The 23414-nt window shown below is 28.0% G+C and carries 18 protein-coding genes; 4 read left to right on the top strand and 14 right to left on the bottom strand.

Annotated elements, in window-relative coordinates; all coding sequences use genetic code 11:
* The 4 genes from AC2A4K_RS02755 to AC2A4K_RS02740 all read right to left on the bottom strand — a co-directional run bounded on the left by AC2A4K_RS02755 (position 1) and on the right by AC2A4K_RS02740 (position 3444).
* Entirely contained in the window at positions 1-528 is a 528-nt protein-coding gene (locus AC2A4K_RS02755) for a hypothetical protein (protein ID WP_322504500.1), read from the bottom strand.
* Positions 529-836: 308 nt separating this feature from the next.
* On the bottom strand, positions 837-992 hold the full coding sequence (locus AC2A4K_RS02750) for a hypothetical protein (RefSeq protein ID WP_322504501.1): 156 nt from the start codon (positions 990-992) through the stop codon (positions 837-839).
* Between the two features lie 123 nt (positions 993-1115).
* Positions 1116-1697, bottom strand: coding sequence for a hypothetical protein (locus AC2A4K_RS02745; protein ID WP_322504502.1), 582 nt, complete (start codon positions 1695-1697; stop codon positions 1116-1118).
* A 463-nt stretch (positions 1698-2160) separates the two neighbouring features.
* Positions 2161-3444: a glycoside hydrolase family 125 protein gene (locus tag AC2A4K_RS02740; RefSeq protein ID WP_322504503.1), complete on the bottom strand. Its 1284-nt coding sequence runs from the start codon at positions 3442-3444 to the stop codon at positions 2161-2163.
* A 396-nt stretch (positions 3445-3840) separates the two neighbouring features.
* On the opposite strand from AC2A4K_RS02740, the gene AC2A4K_RS02735 reads away from it, so the two are divergent.
* Positions 3841-4137, top strand: coding sequence for a hypothetical protein (locus AC2A4K_RS02735; RefSeq protein WP_322504504.1), 297 nt, complete (start codon positions 3841-3843; stop codon positions 4135-4137).
* Between the two features lie 274 nt (positions 4138-4411).
* On the opposite strand, the gene trmB is transcribed toward AC2A4K_RS02735, so the two are convergent.
* Entirely contained in the window at positions 4412-5071 is a 660-nt protein-coding gene (gene trmB / locus AC2A4K_RS02730; RefSeq protein WP_322504505.1) for a tRNA (guanosine(46)-N7)-methyltransferase TrmB, read from the bottom strand.
* Between the two features lie 211 nt (positions 5072-5282).
* Here trmB and AC2A4K_RS02725 point away from each other — a divergent pair, with 211 nt between their 5' ends.
* The gene (locus tag AC2A4K_RS02725; protein ID WP_322504506.1) at positions 5283-5939 is read left to right on the top strand and encodes a hypothetical protein; all 657 of its coding nucleotides are present in this window, start codon (positions 5283-5285) and stop codon (positions 5937-5939) included.
* Between the two features lie 348 nt (positions 5940-6287).
* Here the strand turns inward: AC2A4K_RS02725 and AC2A4K_RS02720 are convergent, their stop codons facing one another.
* Together AC2A4K_RS02720 and AC2A4K_RS02715 are read right to left on the bottom strand one after the other, a co-directional pair.
* A complete protein-coding gene (locus tag AC2A4K_RS02720; protein WP_322504507.1) occupies positions 6288-8900 on the bottom strand; it encodes a 3'-5' exonuclease in 2613 nt (870 codons plus the stop codon).
* Between the two features lie 583 nt (positions 8901-9483).
* On the bottom strand, positions 9484-11187 hold the full coding sequence (locus AC2A4K_RS02715; protein ID WP_322504508.1) for an oleate hydratase: 1704 nt from the start codon (positions 11185-11187) through the stop codon (positions 9484-9486).
* 150 nt (positions 11188-11337) lie between these two features.
* On the opposite strand from AC2A4K_RS02715, the gene AC2A4K_RS02710 reads away from it, so the two are divergent.
* Positions 11338-11901, top strand: a complete 564-nt coding sequence (locus AC2A4K_RS02710) for a TetR/AcrR family transcriptional regulator C-terminal domain-containing protein (RefSeq protein ID WP_322504509.1) — start codon at positions 11338-11340, stop codon at positions 11899-11901.
* A gap of 191 nt (positions 11902-12092) precedes the next feature.
* Here the strand turns inward: AC2A4K_RS02710 and AC2A4K_RS02705 are convergent, their stop codons facing one another.
* From AC2A4K_RS02705 to AC2A4K_RS02690, 4 genes are all read right to left on the bottom strand, one after another.
* Complete coding sequence (locus AC2A4K_RS02705) at positions 12093-12884, bottom strand: endonuclease/exonuclease/phosphatase family protein (RefSeq protein WP_322504510.1); 792 nt, start codon at positions 12882-12884, stop codon at positions 12093-12095.
* 11 nt (positions 12885-12895) lie between these two features.
* The gene (locus tag AC2A4K_RS02700; RefSeq protein WP_322504511.1) at positions 12896-14545 is read right to left on the bottom strand and encodes a PTS transporter subunit IIBC; all 1650 of its coding nucleotides are present in this window, start codon (positions 14543-14545) and stop codon (positions 12896-12898) included.
* Positions 14546-14687: 142 nt separating this feature from the next.
* Positions 14688-16352: a glycoside hydrolase family 13 protein gene (locus AC2A4K_RS02695; protein WP_322504512.1), complete on the bottom strand. Its 1665-nt coding sequence runs from the start codon at positions 16350-16352 to the stop codon at positions 14688-14690.
* 317 nt (positions 16353-16669) lie between these two features.
* Positions 16670-17662: a LacI family DNA-binding transcriptional regulator gene (locus AC2A4K_RS02690; RefSeq protein ID WP_322504513.1), complete on the bottom strand. Its 993-nt coding sequence runs from the start codon at positions 17660-17662 to the stop codon at positions 16670-16672.
* Positions 17663-17961: 299 nt separating this feature from the next.
* On the opposite strand from AC2A4K_RS02690, the gene AC2A4K_RS02685 reads away from it, so the two are divergent.
* Complete coding sequence (locus tag AC2A4K_RS02685) at positions 17962-18780, top strand: aldo/keto reductase (RefSeq protein WP_416173359.1); 819 nt, start codon at positions 17962-17964, stop codon at positions 18778-18780.
* A gap of 92 nt (positions 18781-18872) precedes the next feature.
* Here the strand turns inward: AC2A4K_RS02685 and AC2A4K_RS02680 are convergent, their stop codons facing one another.
* The 3 genes from AC2A4K_RS02680 to htpG form a co-directional block, all read right to left on the bottom strand.
* On the bottom strand, positions 18873-18986 hold the full coding sequence (locus tag AC2A4K_RS02680) for a MetS family NSS transporter small subunit (protein WP_322504514.1): 114 nt from the start codon (positions 18984-18986) through the stop codon (positions 18873-18875).
* 104 nt (positions 18987-19090) lie between these two features.
* On the bottom strand, positions 19091-20614 hold the full coding sequence (locus AC2A4K_RS02675; protein WP_322504515.1) for a sodium-dependent transporter: 1524 nt from the start codon (positions 20612-20614) through the stop codon (positions 19091-19093).
* 609 nt (positions 20615-21223) lie between these two features.
* A complete protein-coding gene (gene htpG, locus AC2A4K_RS02670; RefSeq protein WP_322504516.1) occupies positions 21224-23095 on the bottom strand; it encodes a molecular chaperone HtpG in 1872 nt (623 codons plus the stop codon).
* Positions 23096-23414 lie beyond the last annotated feature (319 nt).

Raw genomic sequence — 23414 nt, 5'->3', positions numbered from 1 at the left:
CTATTTCTCATTTATAAAAATAATCATCATGCAAATCCCATAAATACTTAAAACTATCATTAAACCTGTAAATACTGACAATATTATTTTCATAGTATATATATATCTTGAATTTTTTTCTAAAGATTGATTTACACTATATTTTATTTCATCTATATAATTATTTACTTCTTCTTTTTGACTTTCTGTGAGTTTTGCTCCTTTGCTTTCATCCTGCTCTGATAATACATATTTCTGAACATCAGGAATAACTTCCTCAACATTATATCCCTTAGTATTTGCTAAGACATCTAAAGTCATCATTTCTTCAGGAGTTAAAGAATTATATTTATAATAAATTTGGGGAACTCCAACTAAATTCTTTTCTTTAATATAATCCCTATATACCTTTCCTCTTTTAACAACTTTAGAATTTATATCCCAGTTTGAATCAACATAATAAAGATTATAAACTCTAAAAGTTATAGGTACTAATAGTAAAAATAATAAAACTATTTTTGTTAATATGCCAAACTTTTTATTTACCATAATAACGCCTCCATTAATTTTCAACATATAACAAAAAGTCCTATAAGCTAAGGGATACTTATAGGACAAATGCATATATATATGAAATATAGGGAAATTAGGTTTATGCTTTAACCTGTTAACATTATATTAACATATCGTTAAATAAATTTCAAGTGTTTTTTCAAAAAATAAACATTTTTTGATTCTAATCCCTTTATATTAATAAAATACCCTTGAAAACAACCTATTTTTCACCAAATTTAGAACTTTTTAAAGTTTATTATAATCTCTAAAATTTTAAATTATAACTTATTGTTCATAATATTCTAATTTATATGTGGACTTTGGAATCCTTCTCTCTTTACTGAATGTTTTTTAGCTGTTCTATTATGATTTTTGCCCTCTTCGCTTGTTATTGGAGTTTGAAAATTACACTTCTCCATTCTAGCGACCTTGTTATCTGGTTGACTATCCTTTGACATAAGTAATCCTCCTTTTCAATTAAGTTTCATTTTATTTTTCTCATAATAAGAAAATATTATTATGGTAAATAATGAAACCAATTTTCTTTAAAGATTACTCCTTTAAAAACGTATTTTGTGTAATTAAAATTTATACTTGTACTTATCTTTATAAAATATATCTGCAGAGTCTTTATAAACTCCTATTATTAAAACATCATCAAACCTTCTTAATTCCATAGCCTCTTGTGCTTCCATATCTAAATTTTCACTTTCTTCACACAAATAAGCTATAGCATATGCTTCTCTATCATTAAAAATAACAGTATCTAATATTACAGGAAACTTAACTATATCCTCTCCTATTAAAATATCTACTGATCTAAAAGCATCTGAAATTTCCTTAGCACTTTCACCTCTATCTCTAGCCATATTTATAAACCAATTTTCATATTCTTCTATTGTTTTCTTAGGAGCCTCAAATTTTTTTAATGTTAAATCATTTTCAAAATAACTTTTCAAATCTTCTTTATTTATTTTAGTTTTATTATTTCTAAACTGTTTGAATTTATCTTTAGACTGTATTGTTATATCTCTTTTTTCGTTTTCTTCAACCTCGATTTCATTATCAACAAAATTTATGACAATATCACTTCCTTGTGATCCACAAGATATTAAATTAAATACTAAAAATATATTTAATAAAACTAGACTCAACTTTCTCATAAATTCACCTCAGTCTATTTTTACCTTTTTATCCAATGTTTATTCTCAACAAACTCTCTTATTAAATAAATATAAAACTTTTTATCATATCTTTTTTTCATTTTTATAAAATAAAATTTCATTTTTTGTTATACATATGAATTTTTATCCATAAAAAAGGAAGTATCAATTGATACTTCCTTTGAAATATATGAATATATAAATTACTTAATTTAGATGATTATTATTAAAAATTATAAATTTTATATTTTAAACAACAACGGAGATTAATATTCAAAGAATATAATACTTTAAAATAATCACTAAATAAGTTCAGGTGAACAAATTTATTATTTTGTCTCTGTTTTATATGAGTGTTGCTTTTTAGCTATCCTTCAGATCTAGCTTAATTTCGCAAAGTATTACCCATTAAGATGATCTTACAGTTCTATCTAAAAATCAGCACAAGTTTAAAACATAGTTATTATTTTCTATTTATAACTTTCTCATATATGAAATGTGAGAATAATGAGTTTGACCATGCAAACCAGTCTCTTGTAAATTGAGCTGGATCATCTACATGGAATCCTTCATGCATGTATCCAGTACCAGCATGAGTCTCTTTTAATAGTTTGATTAATGCATCTATTTCTTCTTGATTATTTGTTGTTAATCCTTGCATTGATAAAGCTATATGCCAGATATATTGATCTGGAGTATGTGGACTTCCAATTCCTTTAGCAGCTTTTCCTTCGAAGAAGAATCTATTGTTTTTACTTAAGATGAATTTTCTAGTGTTTTGATAAACTTCATCTTCAATTCCTTTGTACTCTAGATAAGGAATTGATAAAAGACTTGGTACGTTAGCATCATCCATGAAGTTATAGTTACCCATACCATCAGTTTCATATGCATAAACATCTCCGAAACCTTCTTTATAAACTTTTCCATGCTTTTCTATAGCATTGTCTATTTCTTCTCTTAAGCTATCAGCTTTTTCTTTAAGCTCTTCATCCTTGTAAACTTTCTCTGCAATTTCTGAAATATATCTTAAGGCAACTACAGCGAACATATTAGCTGGAATTAAATAACCATATTCACAAGCATCATCACTTGGTCTAAATCCTGACCATGTCATTCCTGTATACTCTACTGGAGTTCCTAAACCTTCATGACTTAATGTATCAGTTACTGAACAATTTAATCTTTGGAAACTATAATCTGATTTTTCTCTATGATATTGCTCAACTCTCCAAAGATCTATTATCATATTGAAAGCTTTCTTGATATCTTCATTGAAGAAAGTCTCATCTCCTGATTCTTTCCAGTATTTATGTATTAATCTAACTGGATAACAAAGTGAATCTATTTCATATTTTCTTTCCCAAACCCATGGACTGTCCTTAGTTATATCATTATCCCACTTTTGTCCATTAGCCTCTTTATTAAATGCATTTGCATATGGATCTATGAATATGCATTTTACTTGTCTATTTATTAATCCAGTAAAAATAGCTTTAAGCTCTGGATACTCATTAACAAATGGTAAGTAATGCTCTACTTGAGATGTAGAATCTCTAAGCCACATTGCAGGAATATCTCCAGTGATTACAAAAGCATCTCCTTCTGAAACCTCTACAGTTGTATCCATTGTATTTATGAAACAATTATAAAATAATCCTTGCAATTCCTTATCGTCTATTTTAGTTGATAAATCTTTACCAATTTTTCTCACAATTTCTTTTAATTCATTAGTTGATAAACTCATTTCCCTTACCCCCAAGTTCAAATATTTATTATTTAGCCATGTTCTAAATCAATACTTATTTAAAACAGTAACTTTTATTTAAATGCTTTACTTTACAACTTAACTCAAAGTTGACTTAAGAATATCAAAAATATATAAAGCCTCCAATCAACTTCAGATACATTGTATACCATTTCATCACTGTAATAAATATACTTTTTTAAAGTTCTTTATGTTTCTAAAATTTATCACCTAAATCTAGAAACTAGACAAAAACTAAAATATTATAAGTAATCATATTTTTAAGAATCTATTAAATTCATCTACCACTACTACTAAACTCTAACTACTTCTAGTAGAATAACTTAAAAGCTCAGCTATATAATAAGGGATTTACTTTAAAGGAGATTTTTATTTATGAGAATTATTGAATATAGCTTAGAACCTGAAGCATATGGATCCAAAGGCGAGTTTGTAGATAAAAAAGGAACTGTTGCTGATTTAATATTAGATAATGGAATTCTTATGGGGTTACCCTTTGACAAGGTTATTCCTAAATTAAAAGTATTAAATAAAATATTATTAGATGGTGGTTGGCCTAGAAGTGGTTGGTGGACTCCTTTTGAAATTACTAAAGAAGAGTATGATGAATTGGTAATATACTTATTATCAATTCCATTAAATAGGCCATTTAGAGTAGAAAAAAGAGTCTAATCATTAATTAAATAAAGGGACCTGTATCAAAACAACTTTTTAATAAAACTTACAAATAGTATGAAGAGAATATCTAGATAAGCTTTAGAATTTAAGTTATTACGTAGAAGATATTGCGTTAAAAAGCTGAAATGTTCGACGCGAAGCTAGTTTTGAAGCTTTAGCAATCTCTTCGGAGTAATGACTATAAATTCTTAGCGAAATCTAGTAGTTCTCGGAATATATTTGTAAGTTTTATTATTAAGTTTTGACACAGCCTCCTATAACTAAAATACTATAATTTCTTAGCTATTAAGAATTTTATTTTTATTCCTTGTTTTGAGAACATTTCCTCATGTTCTGTTACTACATTATACTTATAATCACTATTATGTAAATCGCAAGTTATGTAAGTTATTTCAAAATTACATTCTTTGAAATACTCTAAAGACTCTTCAAAAAGATTATCATCGTCAGTTTTAAAGTGTATTTCACCACCATCAACTAAGAAGTTTCTATAGTTTGTTAACTGTCTTGTATGAGTTAATCTTCTCTTCTTGTGTCTGTCTTTAGGCCATGGATTACAAAAGTTTATATAAATTCTTTCTATTTTATCATTATTGTCTAATATAGTGTCTATTAATGCTATTTCTTGAGGCATTAATTTAACATTATCTAAAGGTTGATTTTTTTCTTCATAAGCTTTTTCTATGTTTCTTTTAGCTAAAACAAGAACTTCATCCTTTATATCTATTGCTATGTAATTTATTTCTGGATGCTCTGAACCATGAACTGCCATGAATGTTCCTTTACCACATCCTAATTCTAAATATATTGGGTTTTCTGTATTTTTAAAAGTATTATTCCAATTTCCTTTGTTATCTTTTGGGTTAGCTACAAAGAAGTCACATGCTTCTAATTCTGGTCTAGCCCAAGGCTTTCTTCTCATTCTCATTTTTAATCCACTCCATTGTTTAGTTTCAGAATTATTATACAGATTTATAGGAAGTATATCAACCTTAGTATTTATCTAAATATTTGAAAATTAGTACATATTATTATTAAAGTTCCTATAGATATTTTCTGACTCTCAAAAAATTTATTAACACATTATCACTAAGGCCAATATTATAATATTATGATTAATTTTGTTGGAGAGTATTTTTATGTCACTGATTAAAGAATGTACTGCCTGTAAAAAAAGAGGTATATTTTTAAAACTAAATAATGGACTGTGTATAGACTGCTCAAATGAACTGAAATATTTAGAACATCAATATTACTATTTAGAATCTATACTAAGAGAAAATTTAACTGTGGCTGAACCTAATAAAATAGTTGAAAAAGCAAATTTAATTTTAAATAACTTAGAAAAATTTCAAAATACTTATACCTCAATAGAAAAAGATATATGTTTAGAAGTTATATCTCTTATGAATCAACAAACTCAAATACCAAAAGATACTTCTGAATCAGAACCAATTTCTATGAATTCTATAATATATACAGATAAAAACTTTGATTCATCTGAAATTATTTTAGAAACCTTACCTAAGGATGATTTATTAGAATATGAAAATATTACTAAAGATGAAGAAGATATTCATGAAGATATAACTCATGAAATTCCAGAAAATATTTCTCCATCCTTAGAGGAAGAAACTAACAACGTTCTAAACTCTGATGAACTTCCTCCAAGCATTGTTTCAGATGAAAATTTAAACGAAGAACCTAATTCTAAAAATGAAGATTCCGCTATTACTTCACAATCAGAAACTATTGAGAACTCTGAAGAAACCAATCAAACTGAAGCTCCTGCTTAATTAAAGAATTTACTAAAAACCAAAAAAATTCTAACTCTCAATCTATATATAATGATAAAATCAATAAAAAATTTTTAAAAAAACTTTTTCTACTCATTCTGAAATTCTAAAAATCATATTTAAAAAATAAATTAAGCGAATAAAATATTTGTTCTAAATACATGGAAAATAACCCAATTGAAGTTTTAACTCTCAATTGGGTTATTCCTATCTTAATAATATTTTATTTTAAAGCTATGTTTTATTTAAGTGTTTATTTTCAGATATTCCCTCAGACCTAACTTACAGTTCTATCTGAAAATCAACACTAGTTTAAAATATAGCCTATTTTAATTATTGAAATGAAGCTTATATAATCTTAAAAAAATCATTATGAATATAATTTATAAATTGACTTATTTCATTTCTGCGGCCATATTTTCCTTGAGAATTATATGTTATTACTAACCTTTTCTTAGCACGAGTTATAGCTACATAAAACACTCTTTTTTCTTCAGCTAGGTTTCCACTTTTTATAGACATATATGAAGGAAATGTATTTTCTTGAATACCAGCTAAAAATACAGTATCAAATTCTAATCCTTTTGCTTGATGTACTGTTATTATTGGTATTCTAGGCTTCTTTGTCCTATTTATTATTAATGATTCTAACTCTCCATTAGAAAGCCCTGTTATTCGTATAATATCTAATAAGGCATCTCTATTTCCTTTACTTTTATCATCTAAGTCTCTAAATAAAGCATACAAATCTCTAAGCCTATTTAACTTTTCCTTATTTTCATCTCCAGAATACATGCTTTTAATATTAAAACCATTCATTACACAAGCAACCAATTCATATGGTCTTTTACTCTCTGATAATTGAAAAAGCTCATTTAATTTCTTACTAATAACCGTGAATGCTTTTAAATGCTTTGACATAAAGGCCATTCTTTCCATTGAAGTTGGAATTATCTTCTCATTAATTGCCCTAACCAAAAGTTCTCCAGTAGCAATGATATCATCCATAGCATCATGGCTTGGTTTATGTTTGGTATCATATACCTTACTTAAATTCTCTAACTTATAATTTATATTTCCAGGATAAAATCGCCTATATATATCTAAGGTATCATAAAAAGTTTTAAACTTAGGTTTTCCTAAGCCATTTCTCTCCAACTCGCTAGATAATATATTTATATCATACTGAACATTATGACCTACTATTACAGCATCCTTAGAATACTCCACAAACTCTTTTAAAACTTTTTCTTTATCCTCACCAATTTTTTGAAGCATTTCATCTGAAAAACCATGAACATAAAAAGAATCCTTAACTGGTTTCTTATTTTTTAGGAATTTTTCAAACTTTTCTATTACCTCTCCGTTTTTATTTAATTTTATAGCTGCTATCTGAATTATTTCATCCTCTGTAACATCAACACCTGTACTTTCTACATCAAAAACTATTATATTTTCTTTTTCAAACTCATTTATTAGTAAGGAAAATTTTTCTCCATATTCTAGTACAAGAGGATCTATATAGTCTGATAATCTTATCCCTACCTTTTTGTATTGTAAAGAATCTATAGCTTCTAAAGTTCTCATACCAATACCAGTAGGTAATCTATTTACTATTCTTTTTAAGCTTAGAGAATCATATCTATTAGCTATTAACTTTAAAAAGGCTAATATGTCTTTAACCTCTTGTCTTCTAAAAAACTTAAATTGATCTACAAGTATAAACTCAAAATCAGCTCCCTCATAACCACCAATTTGATAAAGCTCTTCACTAAGTCCTATATTGTAGTTATTATCTCTTGTAAGTACACAAACTTTTTTTAAATCTTCTCCTTTTCTGCATAAATTATTTACAGAATCAAAAATGAATCTAGCCTCTTCTCTTAATCCTCTTGTTTCCTTTAATATTATTTTCTCACCAGTATTTTGGGATTCTGCTGAAATTCCATCCTTATACATACTAGATACTTTCTTTGAAAAAGCATTATTTAAAAACTCCAAAGAAGCTTGGCTTAAGTTTTGAGTTGCTCTATAATTTTTAGAAAATACAACTTCTATGGGCTTATATTTTTCTTTAAATTTATTAAAAATCATTTCTGGATCCGATCCACGCCAGCTATATATGGTTTGAAAGAAATCTCCGCATATAAGAACATTATTTCCCTCAAAAAGTTTTTCAATTATTGAATACTCTATAATACTTGTATCTTGTACTTCATCTATATTTATATATTTAAATCTGTTCTTAAGAGCTTGAACCACTTTTTCATCCTTAAATAATTCCTTAGTAAGTATTATTAAATCATTAAAGTCTAAAGCATGATCCTCCCTAAGCTTAGAATCATATAGTGTAACTAATTCATGTCCATGAAACTTAATATATGTTTTAAGCTTTAAATTTAAATTTCCTCTGTCACTACAAACTTGATTTATTTTCTCTTCGCTAAACTTAAAAATTTCATCAATTACAGTTTTATATTCATTTAAAACTCTATCCTCTAAAGTTTCTCTTCTAGCCTTTTCAATCTTTATAAAATCAATAACTTTTTGTATTTGCATAGTAGTAGCCATTAAGTTACTTGTTGCATAATAATAACTTAATTTACTTATAACTTCCTTACAATCATCTTCATCAAATATTATAAAATCTGAAAATATATCAGTATTTCTCTTTGCATAAGTTTTAACTATATCAAAGCAAAAGCTATGAAAGGTCCTTATTGTTATATCCTTAGCTTCTCCCCCTACAATTTTAATTACTCTATCATTCATCTCTTTACACGCCTTATTAGTAAAGGTAATGCATAAAATTTCTGAAGGCTTTGAATTTCCATTTTTAATTATAGATGCTACTCTTTCTGCTAAAGTATTAGTCTTTCCTGTACCAGCAGAAGCAAGCAAAATAATATTACTATCTTGTTCATTTACAACCTTTTGCTGCTCTTCATTTAAATTAATCATAATAGCCTTCCTTTCCATTAATTCTTTATAGTAAAACCACTCTATTAAATCATACTCTTTAAATATTTTATATTTATTATTATAGACTAAAATTCCAAATTGCTAATTTATTTTCTTCTTGTTTTAAGTAAATTTTTATTTTCATCTAGCTTTTCAAAACTTAATTTATTTGTTACTCTTTAAATTTTAGCTCTGTTTTAAACTAGTATTGGTTTTTAGATAGAACTGTAAGACCGTCTTAATGAACATCTAGTATTGCATTATCTACGTAAGAACAATAGCATTAAGAAGCTTTTTCTGTTTGAGCGGAGCGAGTTTAAAAGCTTTAGCTATTATTCTGAAGTAGATGATAGCAATACTTTGCGATATTAAGTTAGGTCTGAAGAGTTAGCTAAAAATCAACACTCACCTAAAACATAGCCAAAAATTAAAATTTAAAATCTGGTATAAATAAAAATAAACACTAAAAAATAGCACCAACATGATTTTTTCCATGCTGGTGCTATTTTTTAAATAGTTTATCTTTTTATTGTAAATTACACACATTTATAATATAAACTTAGTAATTATACTTATTTCAAACTTAAATTAATCCTTCGTAGTTTGTGCCTTTAAGTAATTTCTTAGCAAATTCTTCACCTGGAAATGATTTTCCACTATTTAATGTTTTCATTGCATTTATAATAGCACGAATATCAAATTGTGAAGGATATACTATAGGTGGTTTCTTATTGATGTTTAATAATTTATAAGTTGCCATCATAGCTGAACGTACGGAATATTCAACTGTAAATATAACATCACCTGGTATTTCTACAAATTGTCCTAAGAATGCTAAGTTAACACAACCTTCAGGGACAACTTCAGGACGATCCCCCTTAGCTCTTGGCATAAATTGAGCAGTTATATAAGGCATCATTGTTGGAATAACCTTAACTGTTTTTAATATTTCAGGAATATCTTTTTCAAGTCCTAAGTGATAAAGAAGTTCTTCTAGAAGTTCTCTTCCTGTACAATCTTCCATTTTCTTTTTAATGTAATTACCTTCTTTATCTAGTCTTAAACCATATGCCCATAATACAACTATATCATCTGGTTGTTCTTTAAATTGTGGTTGTCTATTACAAGTTACACTCATTAACCAATTAGAATCAGTGGCAGTAATAACTCCACCAGTAACAGTTTTATTTTTTGCAAATGGATCTCTTCCACTTAATTCATGTATTTTATCTGTAAGTTTAGATTTTTTACAAGTAATAGTGAAAGATTCCCATTTTGATTTATCTATATCTCCACAGAATACTTTTGGATGTCCAAAATCAGGAGAATTTTTAGCAATGTTTTCCCATAATGTCCAAATAGAACCAGGTTCTCTTATTAATTGTGGTACAGTGTCTAAATCCCCATATCCAGTACATTCTGTCATAGAACCATTAGTAACCATTACTAAATCTCTAGGAAGTACATCTATATGTTCTTTAGTTTGTCCATCTCTTACTAAATGAATTCCTGTAACAGTTTTTTGTTTTCCTATAACTTCTATATCTAAATCTTTAACATCAGTTTTATATTCAAAATTTACCCCTTTTTCTTTTAAATATTTAGTAAGTGGTAATACGAATGATTCATATTGATTATATTTTGTAAACACTAAACAATCCATCTTTGCAAATCCAGGGAAAGCATGTATGAAACGTTCCATATATCTCTTCATTTCTAATACACTATGCCATGGATTGAAAGCAAACATTGAGTACCATAAACGCCAAAAGTTTGTTTCAAAGAAACTTGGGTCAAAAAACTGCTCTATAGTAACATCATCAAGTGCATCCTCAGTCGCAAGGAATAACTTTGTAATTTTTTTAACGTGTTCATGAGTAAGTCCTAAGTCATCAAGATTAATTTTCTCACCACAATTTCTAAGTAATCTACAATTTGAACTATTAGGATCCTTATCATTAAGTTCTTTAAATTCATCTAAAATAGAATATCCTTCTTTTTCTAATGAAGGTATTTCTCCAAAAAGATCCCATGTACATTCATAATGTGATTCTAATTCTCTTCCACCACGACAAACATATCCATGTTCTGGATCTCCTGCAGCGTCAAGTGATCCACCGTCAATATCTAGCTTTTCAAAAATAGTTATATTCTTTCCTGGCATATGACCATCACGTATTAAATAAAATGCAGCAGCTAAAGAAGCAATACCGCCACCTACTAAGTAAGCCTTACGTTTATCTATACCTTCTGGAACATCAGTTTTTATTCTTAGATAATTTTCCATAAACTCATCATCCTCTCTAATTCTTATTCTTCTTTATATTGACATTATATTCCTAGAAGAATATGATGAAAATAATCAAGTTTTTCATTCTGAGACATGCTGTCACATATATTTAAATTTGTGCAAAAAATGATTATATGGTGGTGTATTATGAGAAGTGAAATAATATCAAAAATGACAAAAGAACTTTTTGCTAACTCACTAAAAAAACTTATGAGAGAAAAGCTCATTGAAAAAATCACAGTTAAAGAAATATCAGAAGATTGTGGACTTAATAGAAGAACCTTTTATAGACACTTTAAGGATATTTATGATTTATTAGAATGGATTTGTAAAACAGAAATTGATGAAAAAATTCATGAATCCTTAGACTTCCAACATTGGCAACTTTGTTTTTATGATCTTTTGGATTATTTTTATGAAAATAAAGAAATCAGCTATTCACTTATCCGTTTTTCAAACAGAAAATATATAGAAACTTTTATCTGTAATTCTATAAATAAAATTATTATAAATGTTATAGAAAATAATAAGGAATTATTCAATCTCTCTGACTATAATGAGAAATTCCTTTGTAATTTCTATAGTCTAAGTTTCACAGCACTTTTACTTCAATGGATAGAATCTGGAATGAAGGAATCACCTGAAAAATTGGTAAAAAACATATCAAAGATTTTAGAAGGAAGTATAGGTAGAATTACAAATGAAAGTTAACTATCTTAACTATGAAATATCATAAAAAATGAGACTGTATCAAAATAACTGAATAAAAATTTTGATACAGCCCCATTTAAATAAAAGGGATTAAAAATAGCTTTCATCTTATATCTATAGACTATTAAATACTTACTTAATAGCTTCTACATTTAGATAAATTATGCTTTTGTTTTAATATAAAAATTTTATTATTTTAATAAAACTTCTACTCCAAAATGATCTGATATAACTATTTTGTTTTCTCCATTAAATATAACTTTACTTTCGTAGACTTCAGTATCTTCATTTGTAAAAATTATATCTATTCTTAACTCTTCAGTGTTATCATCCCAGCCAGCAATATTTTCTTTAACTGTAACACCAGAGTCCTTGCTTTCTGCTAAATTATATGTATCAATCAATCCGTTACTTTTAAGAAAATCATATCCTTCATTTTTTAAGAAAGCATTATTATTAAAGTCACCCATAAAGAATGCTCTATTTTTACTTTCTTTTGCATGTGAAAGTAAATTTTTAACTTGAACTATAAAACTTTCTTCCTCATCATTCCACCAACCCATATGACAAGAATAAAAATCTATATGCTCATTATTTATATTTATTGTTGCTTTTACTATTTTTCTTGATTTCCAAAAAGCCTTTGATTGATTTTGTGATACATAAAAACTTTCACTATTTACTATTTCATGCTTAGTTAATATACATAAGCCTTCCTCATATATATCATATCCAATATGAGAATAATCCCAAACTAGGTGGTACTTTTCTCCACCTAGTTTGTTTATTTCTTTAACTAATAATAATCCATAGTTATCTTCTTTTATGTTTCCTTCTTTAATACTAGCCTTAATACTTTGACTAGCCTCTTGAAGAGCTATGACATCATATTTTTCTTGAACTATTGTCTTTGCTAAATATTTTATCTTCTCTAATTGTTCTTCCTCTAGCCAAGAATGACAGTTTAAAGTAAGTAATTTCATTTTATAAACTCCTAAATACCTAAGATATCTTGAATATCTGATTTTAATACATCTGCTTTAGGGCCATATATAGCTTGAACTCCTTTATCTTTAACTATAAGACCTAAAGCTTTATTTTCTTTCCAAGCCTTTTCGTCTCCAACCTTATCAATTTCCTTAACAGTAACACGAAGACGAGTCATACAAGCATCTACATCTACTATATTTTCTTTTCCACCTAATAACTCAATAGCCTTAACTGCTAATTCATCCATTGAAGCATTGCTATTTGTTGAACCAGTGTTTTCATCTTCACTATCAATATAGTTACCCATACGTCCTGGTGTAGCTATTTTGAATTTCTTAATTAAGAAGCTAAATACAAAGTAGTTTATGAAGAAGAATACTACTGCAACTATTACAAAGTTTATTAAATCTTGAGTTAAGCCTGCATTTATCATAAGTGGTGAACGAGTTAAAAGTTCTATAAATCCAAAAGCATGTACTCTTAAGTTTATTACATCCGCTATGGCAAATCCTAAACCAGCTATAACAGCATAAACCACATATAATATTGGTGAAATGAACATGAACATAAATTCTATTGGTTCAGTTACACCAGTTAAGAATACTGCTATAGCAGCTGAGAAGAATACTGATTTATATTTTTTCTTCTTATCTGGATCAACATTTTTGTACATAGCAAGTGCTACCCCGATTAATGATGCACTTGAAAGTATTACTTGACCAGCTTTGAAACGAGCCGGTACTACTGAGCCTATAAGTTGATTATATGAAGTTATGTCTCCTGCTTGTTTAAAGTTATTTAAGTCAGTTATCCAAGCAAGCCATAATGGATCTTGTCCTGCAACAACTTGTCCAGCTGTTGGACCTGTAAGTATATGATATACTCCACCAAGTTCTGTATAGTTTATTGGAACTGTAAGCATATGGTGTAATCCAAATGGTAATAATAAACGCTCTAATGTACCATATAAGAATGGTGCTATTATTGGAGCTGTATCCTTTGATGTAGCTATCCATTGTCCAAAAGTATTTAATCCATATTGTACAAATGGCCATACAAAAGAAAGTATAATTGCTGTTATTGTTGAACCTACTATAACAACGAAAGGAACAAAACGTTTACCATTAAAGAATGCTAATGCATTAGGTAATTTATTATAATTATAGTACTTGTTATATAAAGCTGCTCCCAAGAAACCTGAAATAATACCTACAAATACACCCATATTAAGTGCTGGAGCGCCAAGTATTGAAACAAAGTAATCTTTAACTAAAAGTGTTTGTCCTGTAAATGATTGAACTGTGGCAGTTGAATCTGCTGCTAACATAGCATTACTTACACTAAATATTACCCCAGTAATTCTATTAATAAGAACAAATGCTATGGTACCTGCAAAAGCTCCCCCTGCACGTTCTTTAGCCCAAGAACCACCTATTGCAACGGCAAATAGTAAGTTTAAGTTACCAATTATTGCCCAACCTATATCCTCCATAACTCTCGCTATAGTTCTTACGAAATCTACATCGATGTAAATTCCCATTACCTTACCTATTGAAATCATAAGTCCGGCAGCAGGCATTACAGCAACAACTACAAGTAATGCCTTACCAAACTTTTGCCAGAAATCAAAAGACCCTAATTTAAATTTCTTCATTCTCAAATACCTCCAATTATTAATCTTATAACACTCACTCTCAGGTTATAGTCCATACACACTCTACCCCTAAGTTTTGTCTTTAGATAAATCTAGCTAAAATTCAAAGTAAAAACTCCACTCTGAATCAAGTCTCAATTTATTAAGAAAGTTTATATACTCTACACTCATAAGGTTTTAAAGTAAATTCTACTAAATCACTGTGTTCACAAACTTCATAGTTATTAAGAAGTAAGTCTTTAGAATTAAGTTTTTCTCCCTCGTAACTGTAGTTAGCATTCTCTCCAGTTAAATTAGCTATTATTAAGAACTTATCCTCATTTAAAGTTCTTGTATAAGCATAAATACTTCTATCCTCTTCAAGAATTAAATCATATACACCATAGATTAAAGCTTCATTAGACTTTTTAAGTCTTATAAGCTTTTTATAGAAGTTTAAAACTGAATTTTCATCCTTTTCTTCAACCTCTACATTTATTGTTTTATAATTCTCATTAACTCCTATCCAAGGTTTTCCCTCAGTAAATCCTGCATTTTTACTTGAGTTCCATTGCATAGGTGTCCTTGAATTATCTCTTGAAGTTACCCAAGCTTCTTTTAAGGCTACTTCTTCTGAAACACCATTTTCAATTCTCTCATTATAAGTATTTATAGTTCTAACATCATCATAATCAGATATGCTATGATACTTAACATTTGTCATACCAAGTTCTTGTCCTTGATATATAAAAGGTGTTCCTTTTTGCAAGAAATAAACTGTTCCAAAAGCTTTTGCACACTGAGTTAAATATTCATCGTCATTTCCCCAAGTTGAAACAACTCTAGGTATATCATGATTTTCAACAAAAAGTGCATTCCATCCTTTACCTTCTAAAGAATTTTGCCAATTAGTTAAAACATCCTTATATGCCTTTACATCAAATCCTTGTCCCTCTTCATAATTCCAAAGACTAAGATGTTCAAATTGGAATATCATATTAAATGTTCCCTCATCTTCTGCTACCCAGTGATCAGCTTCATGAGCACTAACTCCATTAGCTTCTCCAACAGTAACTATATCATATTTTGAAAAAGTTTCCTCTTTCAACTCTTTAAGATGATCATTTATACCTTCTACATTCATATGTTTTTCAAAGGATGAAACATATTTTAGCCCTTCTGGATTATCCATATCCTTAAGACCATCTTCTTTTTTTATGTGACTTATAGCATCAACTCTAAATCCGTCAATTCCTTTATCAAGCCACCAATTTATCATTTTATATAATTCATTTCTTACCGCTTTATTTTCCCAGTTTAAATCTGGTTGCTCCTTAGCAAATAAGTGTAAGTAATATTGTTCACTATTATCACAAAATTCCCAAGCTGAACCTTTGAAAATACTTTCCCAGTTATTAGGTTCTTTTTCCTCTTTTCCATCTCTCCAAATGTACCAATCTCTTTTAGGATTATCCTTAGAAGATCTTGATTCTATAAACCATGGATGTTCATCACTAGTATGATTTATTACTAAATCTATAATAAGTTTCATCCCTCTATTATGAACCTCATTAAGTAATTCATTAAAATCATCCATAGTTCCAAATTCATCTAAGATGTCTTTATAATCACTAATATCATATCCATTATCATGATTTGGTGATTTATACATTGGACATAGCCAAATTAAGTCAATCCCTAAATCCTTTAGATAATCTAACTTAGATATTATCCCTGGAATATCACCAATTCCATCACCATTTGAATCCATAAAACTCTTAGGATAAATCTGGTAAGCGATTAATTCTTTCCACCACTTTTTATTCATAACTACTCCTTGCATTTTTATTATATTATTTGAATGCCTTAAATTTCAAAATTGTGCAAACGTTTGCCCAATTTCCAAAAAAATTTGTTTTTTAGATAATCTAAAAAACATAGTAATAAGATAAATTCGACTAAAATTCAAGTTCGCGAAGCTCCTTTGAATTAAGTCTCATTTTACATTTTTATAATATCAGATAATTAAACCCTTTACAAAATCGATTTCAGCAAAATTCTATACTATTTTCTCTTTATAACTTCTATTTTCTCATTTATTCTCACTTTTTTGTGCAAACGTTTGCCCAAATTGTATGAGGAATCCTATCCTCTATCAATGAACTCAGTATCCACTATACAGTAGTCGTTTCTGTTCTTTAAGTTGCCATTTAAATAGTCTATAAGTAGTTTAGTAGCCTCATATCCTAATTCTCTAGCATTAATATCTATAGAGGAAATTGGTGGATTTTGATATTTTGTCATAGGTGTATTATTAAAACCTACTATTTTTACTCCTTTAATTTCCTTTTCATTTAAAAATTTATTTGCTCCGAAAGCAAGAAAATCATCTGTAGTAACAACTATTTTAGGAGTTCTTTTTGAAATTATCTCCTTCATAGCCAAATACCCACAGCCTTCTGAAAAATCTTCCCCTTCAATAACCATAGTGCTATCATAACTTAAATTATTTGCTTTAAAAGCATCCTTAAACCCATTTAATCTATCTTTTGAAACATTCCAGTTTCTTTTTCCTCCAATAAAAGCTAAGTCAGACTCTCCATCTTTTATAAATTTATCCACTAGTTTAAACATAGCTTCAAAGTTATCATTATCAACCCATAATACACCCTCTTCATCTGGTCTTCCAATAACTACAAATGGAAAATTTATATCTTTTAAATATTTTATAGTTCTGTCATCTTCTCTAACTGATAATAAACATAATCCTTCTAATAAATTATTAGTTGCAAATTCTTTTATTATTTTTAATTCATCATCATCATTTTTACTAAATGCATACATTATATGATATCCATTCTCGTCTGCTGACATACTCATTCCTCTCATAGCTTCCACGAAAAAAGGATTCTTAAATAAATCATCTGCTTCATTAGGAAGAACTACTCCTAATATCTTAGTTTTGTTGTTAACAAGACTTCTTGCTATGGCATTGGGTTTATAATTTAATTTTTCTATGGCTTTGTTGACCTTTACCTTAGTTTCCTCACTAATTTTAGGACTATCAGATAAAACTCTTGAAACAGTAGAAGGGGCTACGTTAGCTTCTCTAGCCACGTCTTTAATAGTAACTTTCACAAAATCACTCCTTCCCAACTTGTTTATCTAGAATATACCATAAAACTCTTTTACAATCCACAAAGTACCTAAATAGAAAAGCCCTAATTAAAGTTATCTTTATGCTTAATAAAAACTTTTTTTAATTTTTAATGAGGTGAAAAATAAAAAAATATATGAATCTCTCATTTATTGATAAAATTTAATTAATATATTAATATATTTTTATACTTAAATTTATAAGATTAATATAGTTATATAAATTTTATATACTAAAAAATTTTAATTTAAACTTTTAATAAGTAAAGAGGAGAGAATTTATGATGAATAAATATGTTGAATTAAAAAATGGTGTTAAAATGCCAATACTTGGCTTTGGTACTTTTGAAGTAGAAAACGGCCAAACTACTATAAATTCTGTAAAAACAGCACTTAATTTAGGCTACAGACACATAGACTGTGCTTCTCGCTATGAAAATGAAGATAGTGTTGGAATCGCAATAAAAGAAAGTGGAATTCCAAGAGAAGAAATTTTTATTACAAGTAAAGTTTGGAATACTGATCAAGGATATGAAAATACTCTTAAAGCTTTTAATGAAACAATAACTAAGTTAGGGGTTGATTATTTAGACCTTTATCTAATCCACTGGCCAAAAGCATTAAATAAAGAAACTTGGAAAGCATTAGAGAAGCTTTATAAGGATGGTAAAATAAGAGCTATTGGAGTTTCTAACTTTAAAGAACATCACATAGAAGAATTAAAAGAAACTGCTGAAATAATGCCGATGGTAAATCAAGTTGAATTTCATCCACAACTAGCTCAACCAGAACTTCTAAAATTCTGTAAAGAAAATGGCATACAATTAGAAGCATGGGGTCCTCTTATGCGTGGAAAAGTATTTGAATTACCTATTTTAAAAGATCTAGCTGAAAAATATAATAAATCTATTTCTCAAATAGTTCTAAGATGGGATATTCAAATGGGTGTAGTAACAATTCCAAAATCAATTACCCCTCATAGAATTGAAGAAAATTCAAAAATATTTGATTTTGAAATAAGTGATGAAGATATGGCTAAAATAGCAACTTTAAATACTGATGAAAGAGTTGGTCCTGATCCAGACCATATAGTATTTTAAAATTTTATATAATTAAAATAAAAAAATAGTACATAAGTCTAAATTTAGACTTATGTACTATTTATATATGGGAATTTTAAAATGCTACCTATTTAATTTTGAACTGATTTTCTTTCATTTTTTAATAACATACTAAGAGTTAGTGCAAAACCTCCCCATAAAACAGTTGCTCCTATTAAAAAAAATACTATTGATGTTGAATTCATTTTATTCCCTCCTCTATTGAAATTCATCTTAATTTCAATTATAAATTTTTAATTTTATAAAAGTCTTATTTAACTTACCGCTTCTCTTTAGCTATAGCTTTTAATTAACAATTTGAAACAACCTCTTCCTCTTCATCAACATAATCTTCAATTTTCTTATCTTTCCAAGGCTTTTTAGAAATTATTAAAGCACATATTATTCCAAAGGCTATTATGCTCCATCCGTAAACCAACAATGCCGATAGTTCATATCCACCATATGGAGTTTTTATTTCAGTTATAATATTTTGAACTGTCATATATATTAAAAGTGCTGGAGTTACAAACTTAATAGTTATATCCCACCATTTTCCTACTTTAAAATGTGATATTCCATTAGCATGTTCCCTAATTTTCTCTGGTGTAACAATCCAGCCAATTAATATAACCTCTAATAATCCAACAATTACTATTCCATAGTTATTTATAAAGGCATCAACTATATCTAACATATATAATCCAGCTCCAGTTGCGAATATTGAGCTTATAAAAAATCCTATTATACACATTCCAGTTACAACTTTTTTTCTACTCCATCCAAATTTCTCTCTAAATGGTGCTGAAACCGCCTCAGTTAAAGAAACAGAAGATGTTATTCCTGCGAATATTAAACATAAAAAGAATAATGGTCCAAGTAATGAGCCTACAGCACCCATTTCGCTAAATATTTGTGGGAAGGCTACAAAAGCAAGTCCAACTCCACTTGATACAACTTCAGAAACTGGTACTCCTTGAGATGTTGCCATAAATCCTAATATTGCAAAGACTGCTATAGCTGATAAGAATTCAAAACTGCAGTTAGCAAAGGCTGTTACAAAAGCACTATTATTTATATCTGTCTTTCTAGGCAAGTAACTTGAATAAGTCATCATTATTCCTATGGCTAAACTAAGTGAATAAAATACTTGTCCATAAGCTGCTATCCAAACAGATGGTTTCATAACCATAGACCAATCTGGTGTAAATAATGTATTTAATCCCTCTGCTGCGCCTTCTAAAGTTATTGATTTTACCGCTATTATTATCATGATTATAACTAACGTAGGTAATAAAATCTTATTGGCCTTTTCAATTCCTTTTTTAATTCCCTTATAACAAACAAACCAATTTATAACCCAAATTAATGCTATTCCACCTAACACATACCAAACAATTCCACCTAAATCAAAAGGTGATGAACTTAAATTAAGAAAATCATTATGGAAAAATGCATTTGAATCACTGCCCCAACCTTTAGTGAAACTTAATGCAAAATAATTCGCTGCCCAACTTAAAATCATTGAATAATAAGCTACTATAATTGCTGAACTTATAGTTGGCCACCAACCTATCCACTCCCACTTTTTGGATGCTCTTGCTACTGCAAGTGGTGTTGACCCCCTGTATTTATGTCCAAGAGAATATTCTAAAATTAAAAGTGGAATTCCTGCTGTAAATATTGCAAAGAAGTAAGGTATCAGGAATGCTCCTCCCCCATTTGAATAAGCCACATAAGGAAATCTCCAAATGTTACCTAATCCTACGGCTGAACCTATAGCTGCTAAAATAAAGCCAACCTTTGATCCCCACTGCTCTCTTTTTTCATCCATTTTAATGCCCCCTCTTTTATCTCTTTATTTTCCATTTATCTTTTAATATATAATATTACAACTTATCAATAAATTCAAGTGTTTTTTAAATAAATAATATATTTAAATTAATTTTATTATTATTATATTTATAAAACTCCTAATTTATTATCATTTTATTATTTAAAGTATATATAAATTTTAGTAAACATTAGAATTGATATAAATGTTCTACGATTTATTTCATAAAAAAGTAGTTACTTTAATTAAGCAACTACTTTTTGCATTTATTCTTAAATATTTTCTTTTATTAATCACCGATTTTTAGTATTGTTCCTTAACTTCTTTAAGTATAAAATTTAATCTAAAATAAAAAGGGGATGTATCAAAATAACTCATCAATAAAACTTATAAATAATATGAAGAGAATATCTGAATGAACTTTAGAATTTAAGCTATTACGTAGAATAATTTGTGTTAAGAAGCGAAGCTGTTTGACCAGCGGGAGTTCTGAGCTTTAGCAAATTATTCGGAGTAATTGCTATAAATTCTTAGTGAAATTCAGTAATTCTCGGAATATATTTATAAGTTTTATATACGAGTTTTGATACATCCCCTTTTATAATTAAATTATTTCATTAACTTACATATATCATTTGTAAAGTCAACTGGATCTTCAATACTTAGTCCTTCAACAAGTAAAGCTTGGTTGTAAAGTAATTTTGTATATAAATTGAATTTATCTTTATCATTTTCAAGGGCATCTTTTAATGAGTTAAATACTTCGTGGTTTGTATTAACTTCTAAAATCTTTTGAGCTTTTACCCCTTGATTATTAGGCATAGCACTTAAGATTTTTTCCATTTCTATTGAAACTTCGCCCTCTGCTGATAGGCATACTGGATAATTTTTAAGTCTGCTTGAAGCCTTAACTGCACTTATTTTGTTTCCTAAAGCTTCTTTCATAGATTCAAAGATACCTTTATTTTCTTCATTCTCTTTTTTATTTTCTTCTTCTGATTCTATTCCTAAATCACCACTTGATACTGATTTAAATTCTTTTTCTTTATAGTTCATAAGCATTTTTATTGCAAATTCATCTACATCTTCAGTGAAGTAAAGAATTTCGTATCCTTTGTCTAATACCATTTCAGTTTGTGGCATTTTTTCTATTCTTTCATTTGATTCACCAACAGCATAATAAATATATTTTTGATCTTCAGCCATTCTTTCTACATACTCAGCTAAAGTTACCATTTTCTTTTCCTTAGATGAATAGAACATTAATAAATCTTTTAATTCATCTTTGTTCATTCCAAAATCATCGTAAACACCATATTTTAATTGTCTACCAAAAGATTTATAGAATTTTTCATAACTTTCTCTATCATTTTTAAGCATAGATTCTAATTCATTTTTAATTTTAGTTTTTATGTTCTTAGCAATACGACTTAATTGTCTATCATGTTGAAGCATTTCTCTTGAAATATTAAGTGATAAGTCTTGAGAATCTACTATACCTTTTACGAAACCAAAATAGTCTGGTAAAAGTTCTGAACATTTTTCCATTATTAAAACACCATTTGAATATAGTTCTAAACCTTTTTCATATTCTTTTGTGTAATAATCATATGGTATGTTCTCTGGAATATAAAGAATTGCATTATAACTTATCATCCCATCAACACTTATATGCATGTGTCTTAAAGGCTTGTCAAATCCAAATCTTTTTTCCACATAGAAATTATTATAATCTTCATCTGTAAGTTCATTTTTATTTCTTCTCCATAAAGGAACCATGCTATTTACTGTTTCTTCTTCCACGTATTCCTCATGTTCATTTTCTGTTCCCTCTTTAATTCTTGATTTAGTAACATTAAGTTTAATTGGATATCTTATAAAATCTGAATATTTTTTAATTAAACTTTTTAATTTATATTCTTCTAAAAATTCATCATAATTTTCATCTTCATTATTTGGTTTTAAGTGTAAAATTACATCTGTTCCAAAAGAATCTTTTTCAGTTTCTGAAATAGTGTATCCATCTACCCCATCTGATTCCCATTTATATGCTTTATCTGATCCAAAAGCTTTAGTTATTACAGTTATTTTATCCGCAACTAAGAAACCTGAATAAAATCCAACTCCGAATTGTCCTATAATATCAAAACCTTCTTCAAGGGCATTTTCTTTTTTAAATTGTAAAGAACCACTTTTAGCTATTACACCTAAATTTTCATCAAGTTCTTTTTCTGTCATACCAATACCTTTATCTGATATTGTAAGAGTTCTATTTTCTTTGTTTGGTATTATCTTTATATAATAATCGTCTTTATTAAAAGTTAAGGAACTATCTCCTAAAGTCTTATAATAAACCTTATCTATTGCATCACTGGCATTTGAAATTAATTCTCTTAAAAAGATTTCTCTGTTTGTATAAATTGAGTTAATTACAATGTCTAATAACCTTTTTGATTCTGCTTTAAATTCTCTTTTCTCCATTTTGAATTACTCCTTCCAAAACAAAAATCTCTTTTGTTAGCACTCTAACATAACGAGTGCTAACCATATAATTTATATATATCATTTTTTGAAATTAATGTCAATATCAATTATTTTTTATAACTTATTGATAATATTATCTCTTTTAAAATAAAAAGATACATCAAAATAAATCACTGATATCTGTGATTTATTTTAATGTATCTCTATTTAAAACTTTTATTTTTTCTCTATTAATGTTAATGCAGCTATTTGTACTGGAAATATGATTGTTCCTAAAACATAGTTTCTAAGTGCAATTTTAAAATACTGTCTTTAT

The organism is Clostridium sp. LIBA-8841 (genome assembly GCF_057782475.1).
Note: the sequence above shows the minus strand (reverse complement) of the source record. Positions and strands in the feature narration are given on the sequence as shown.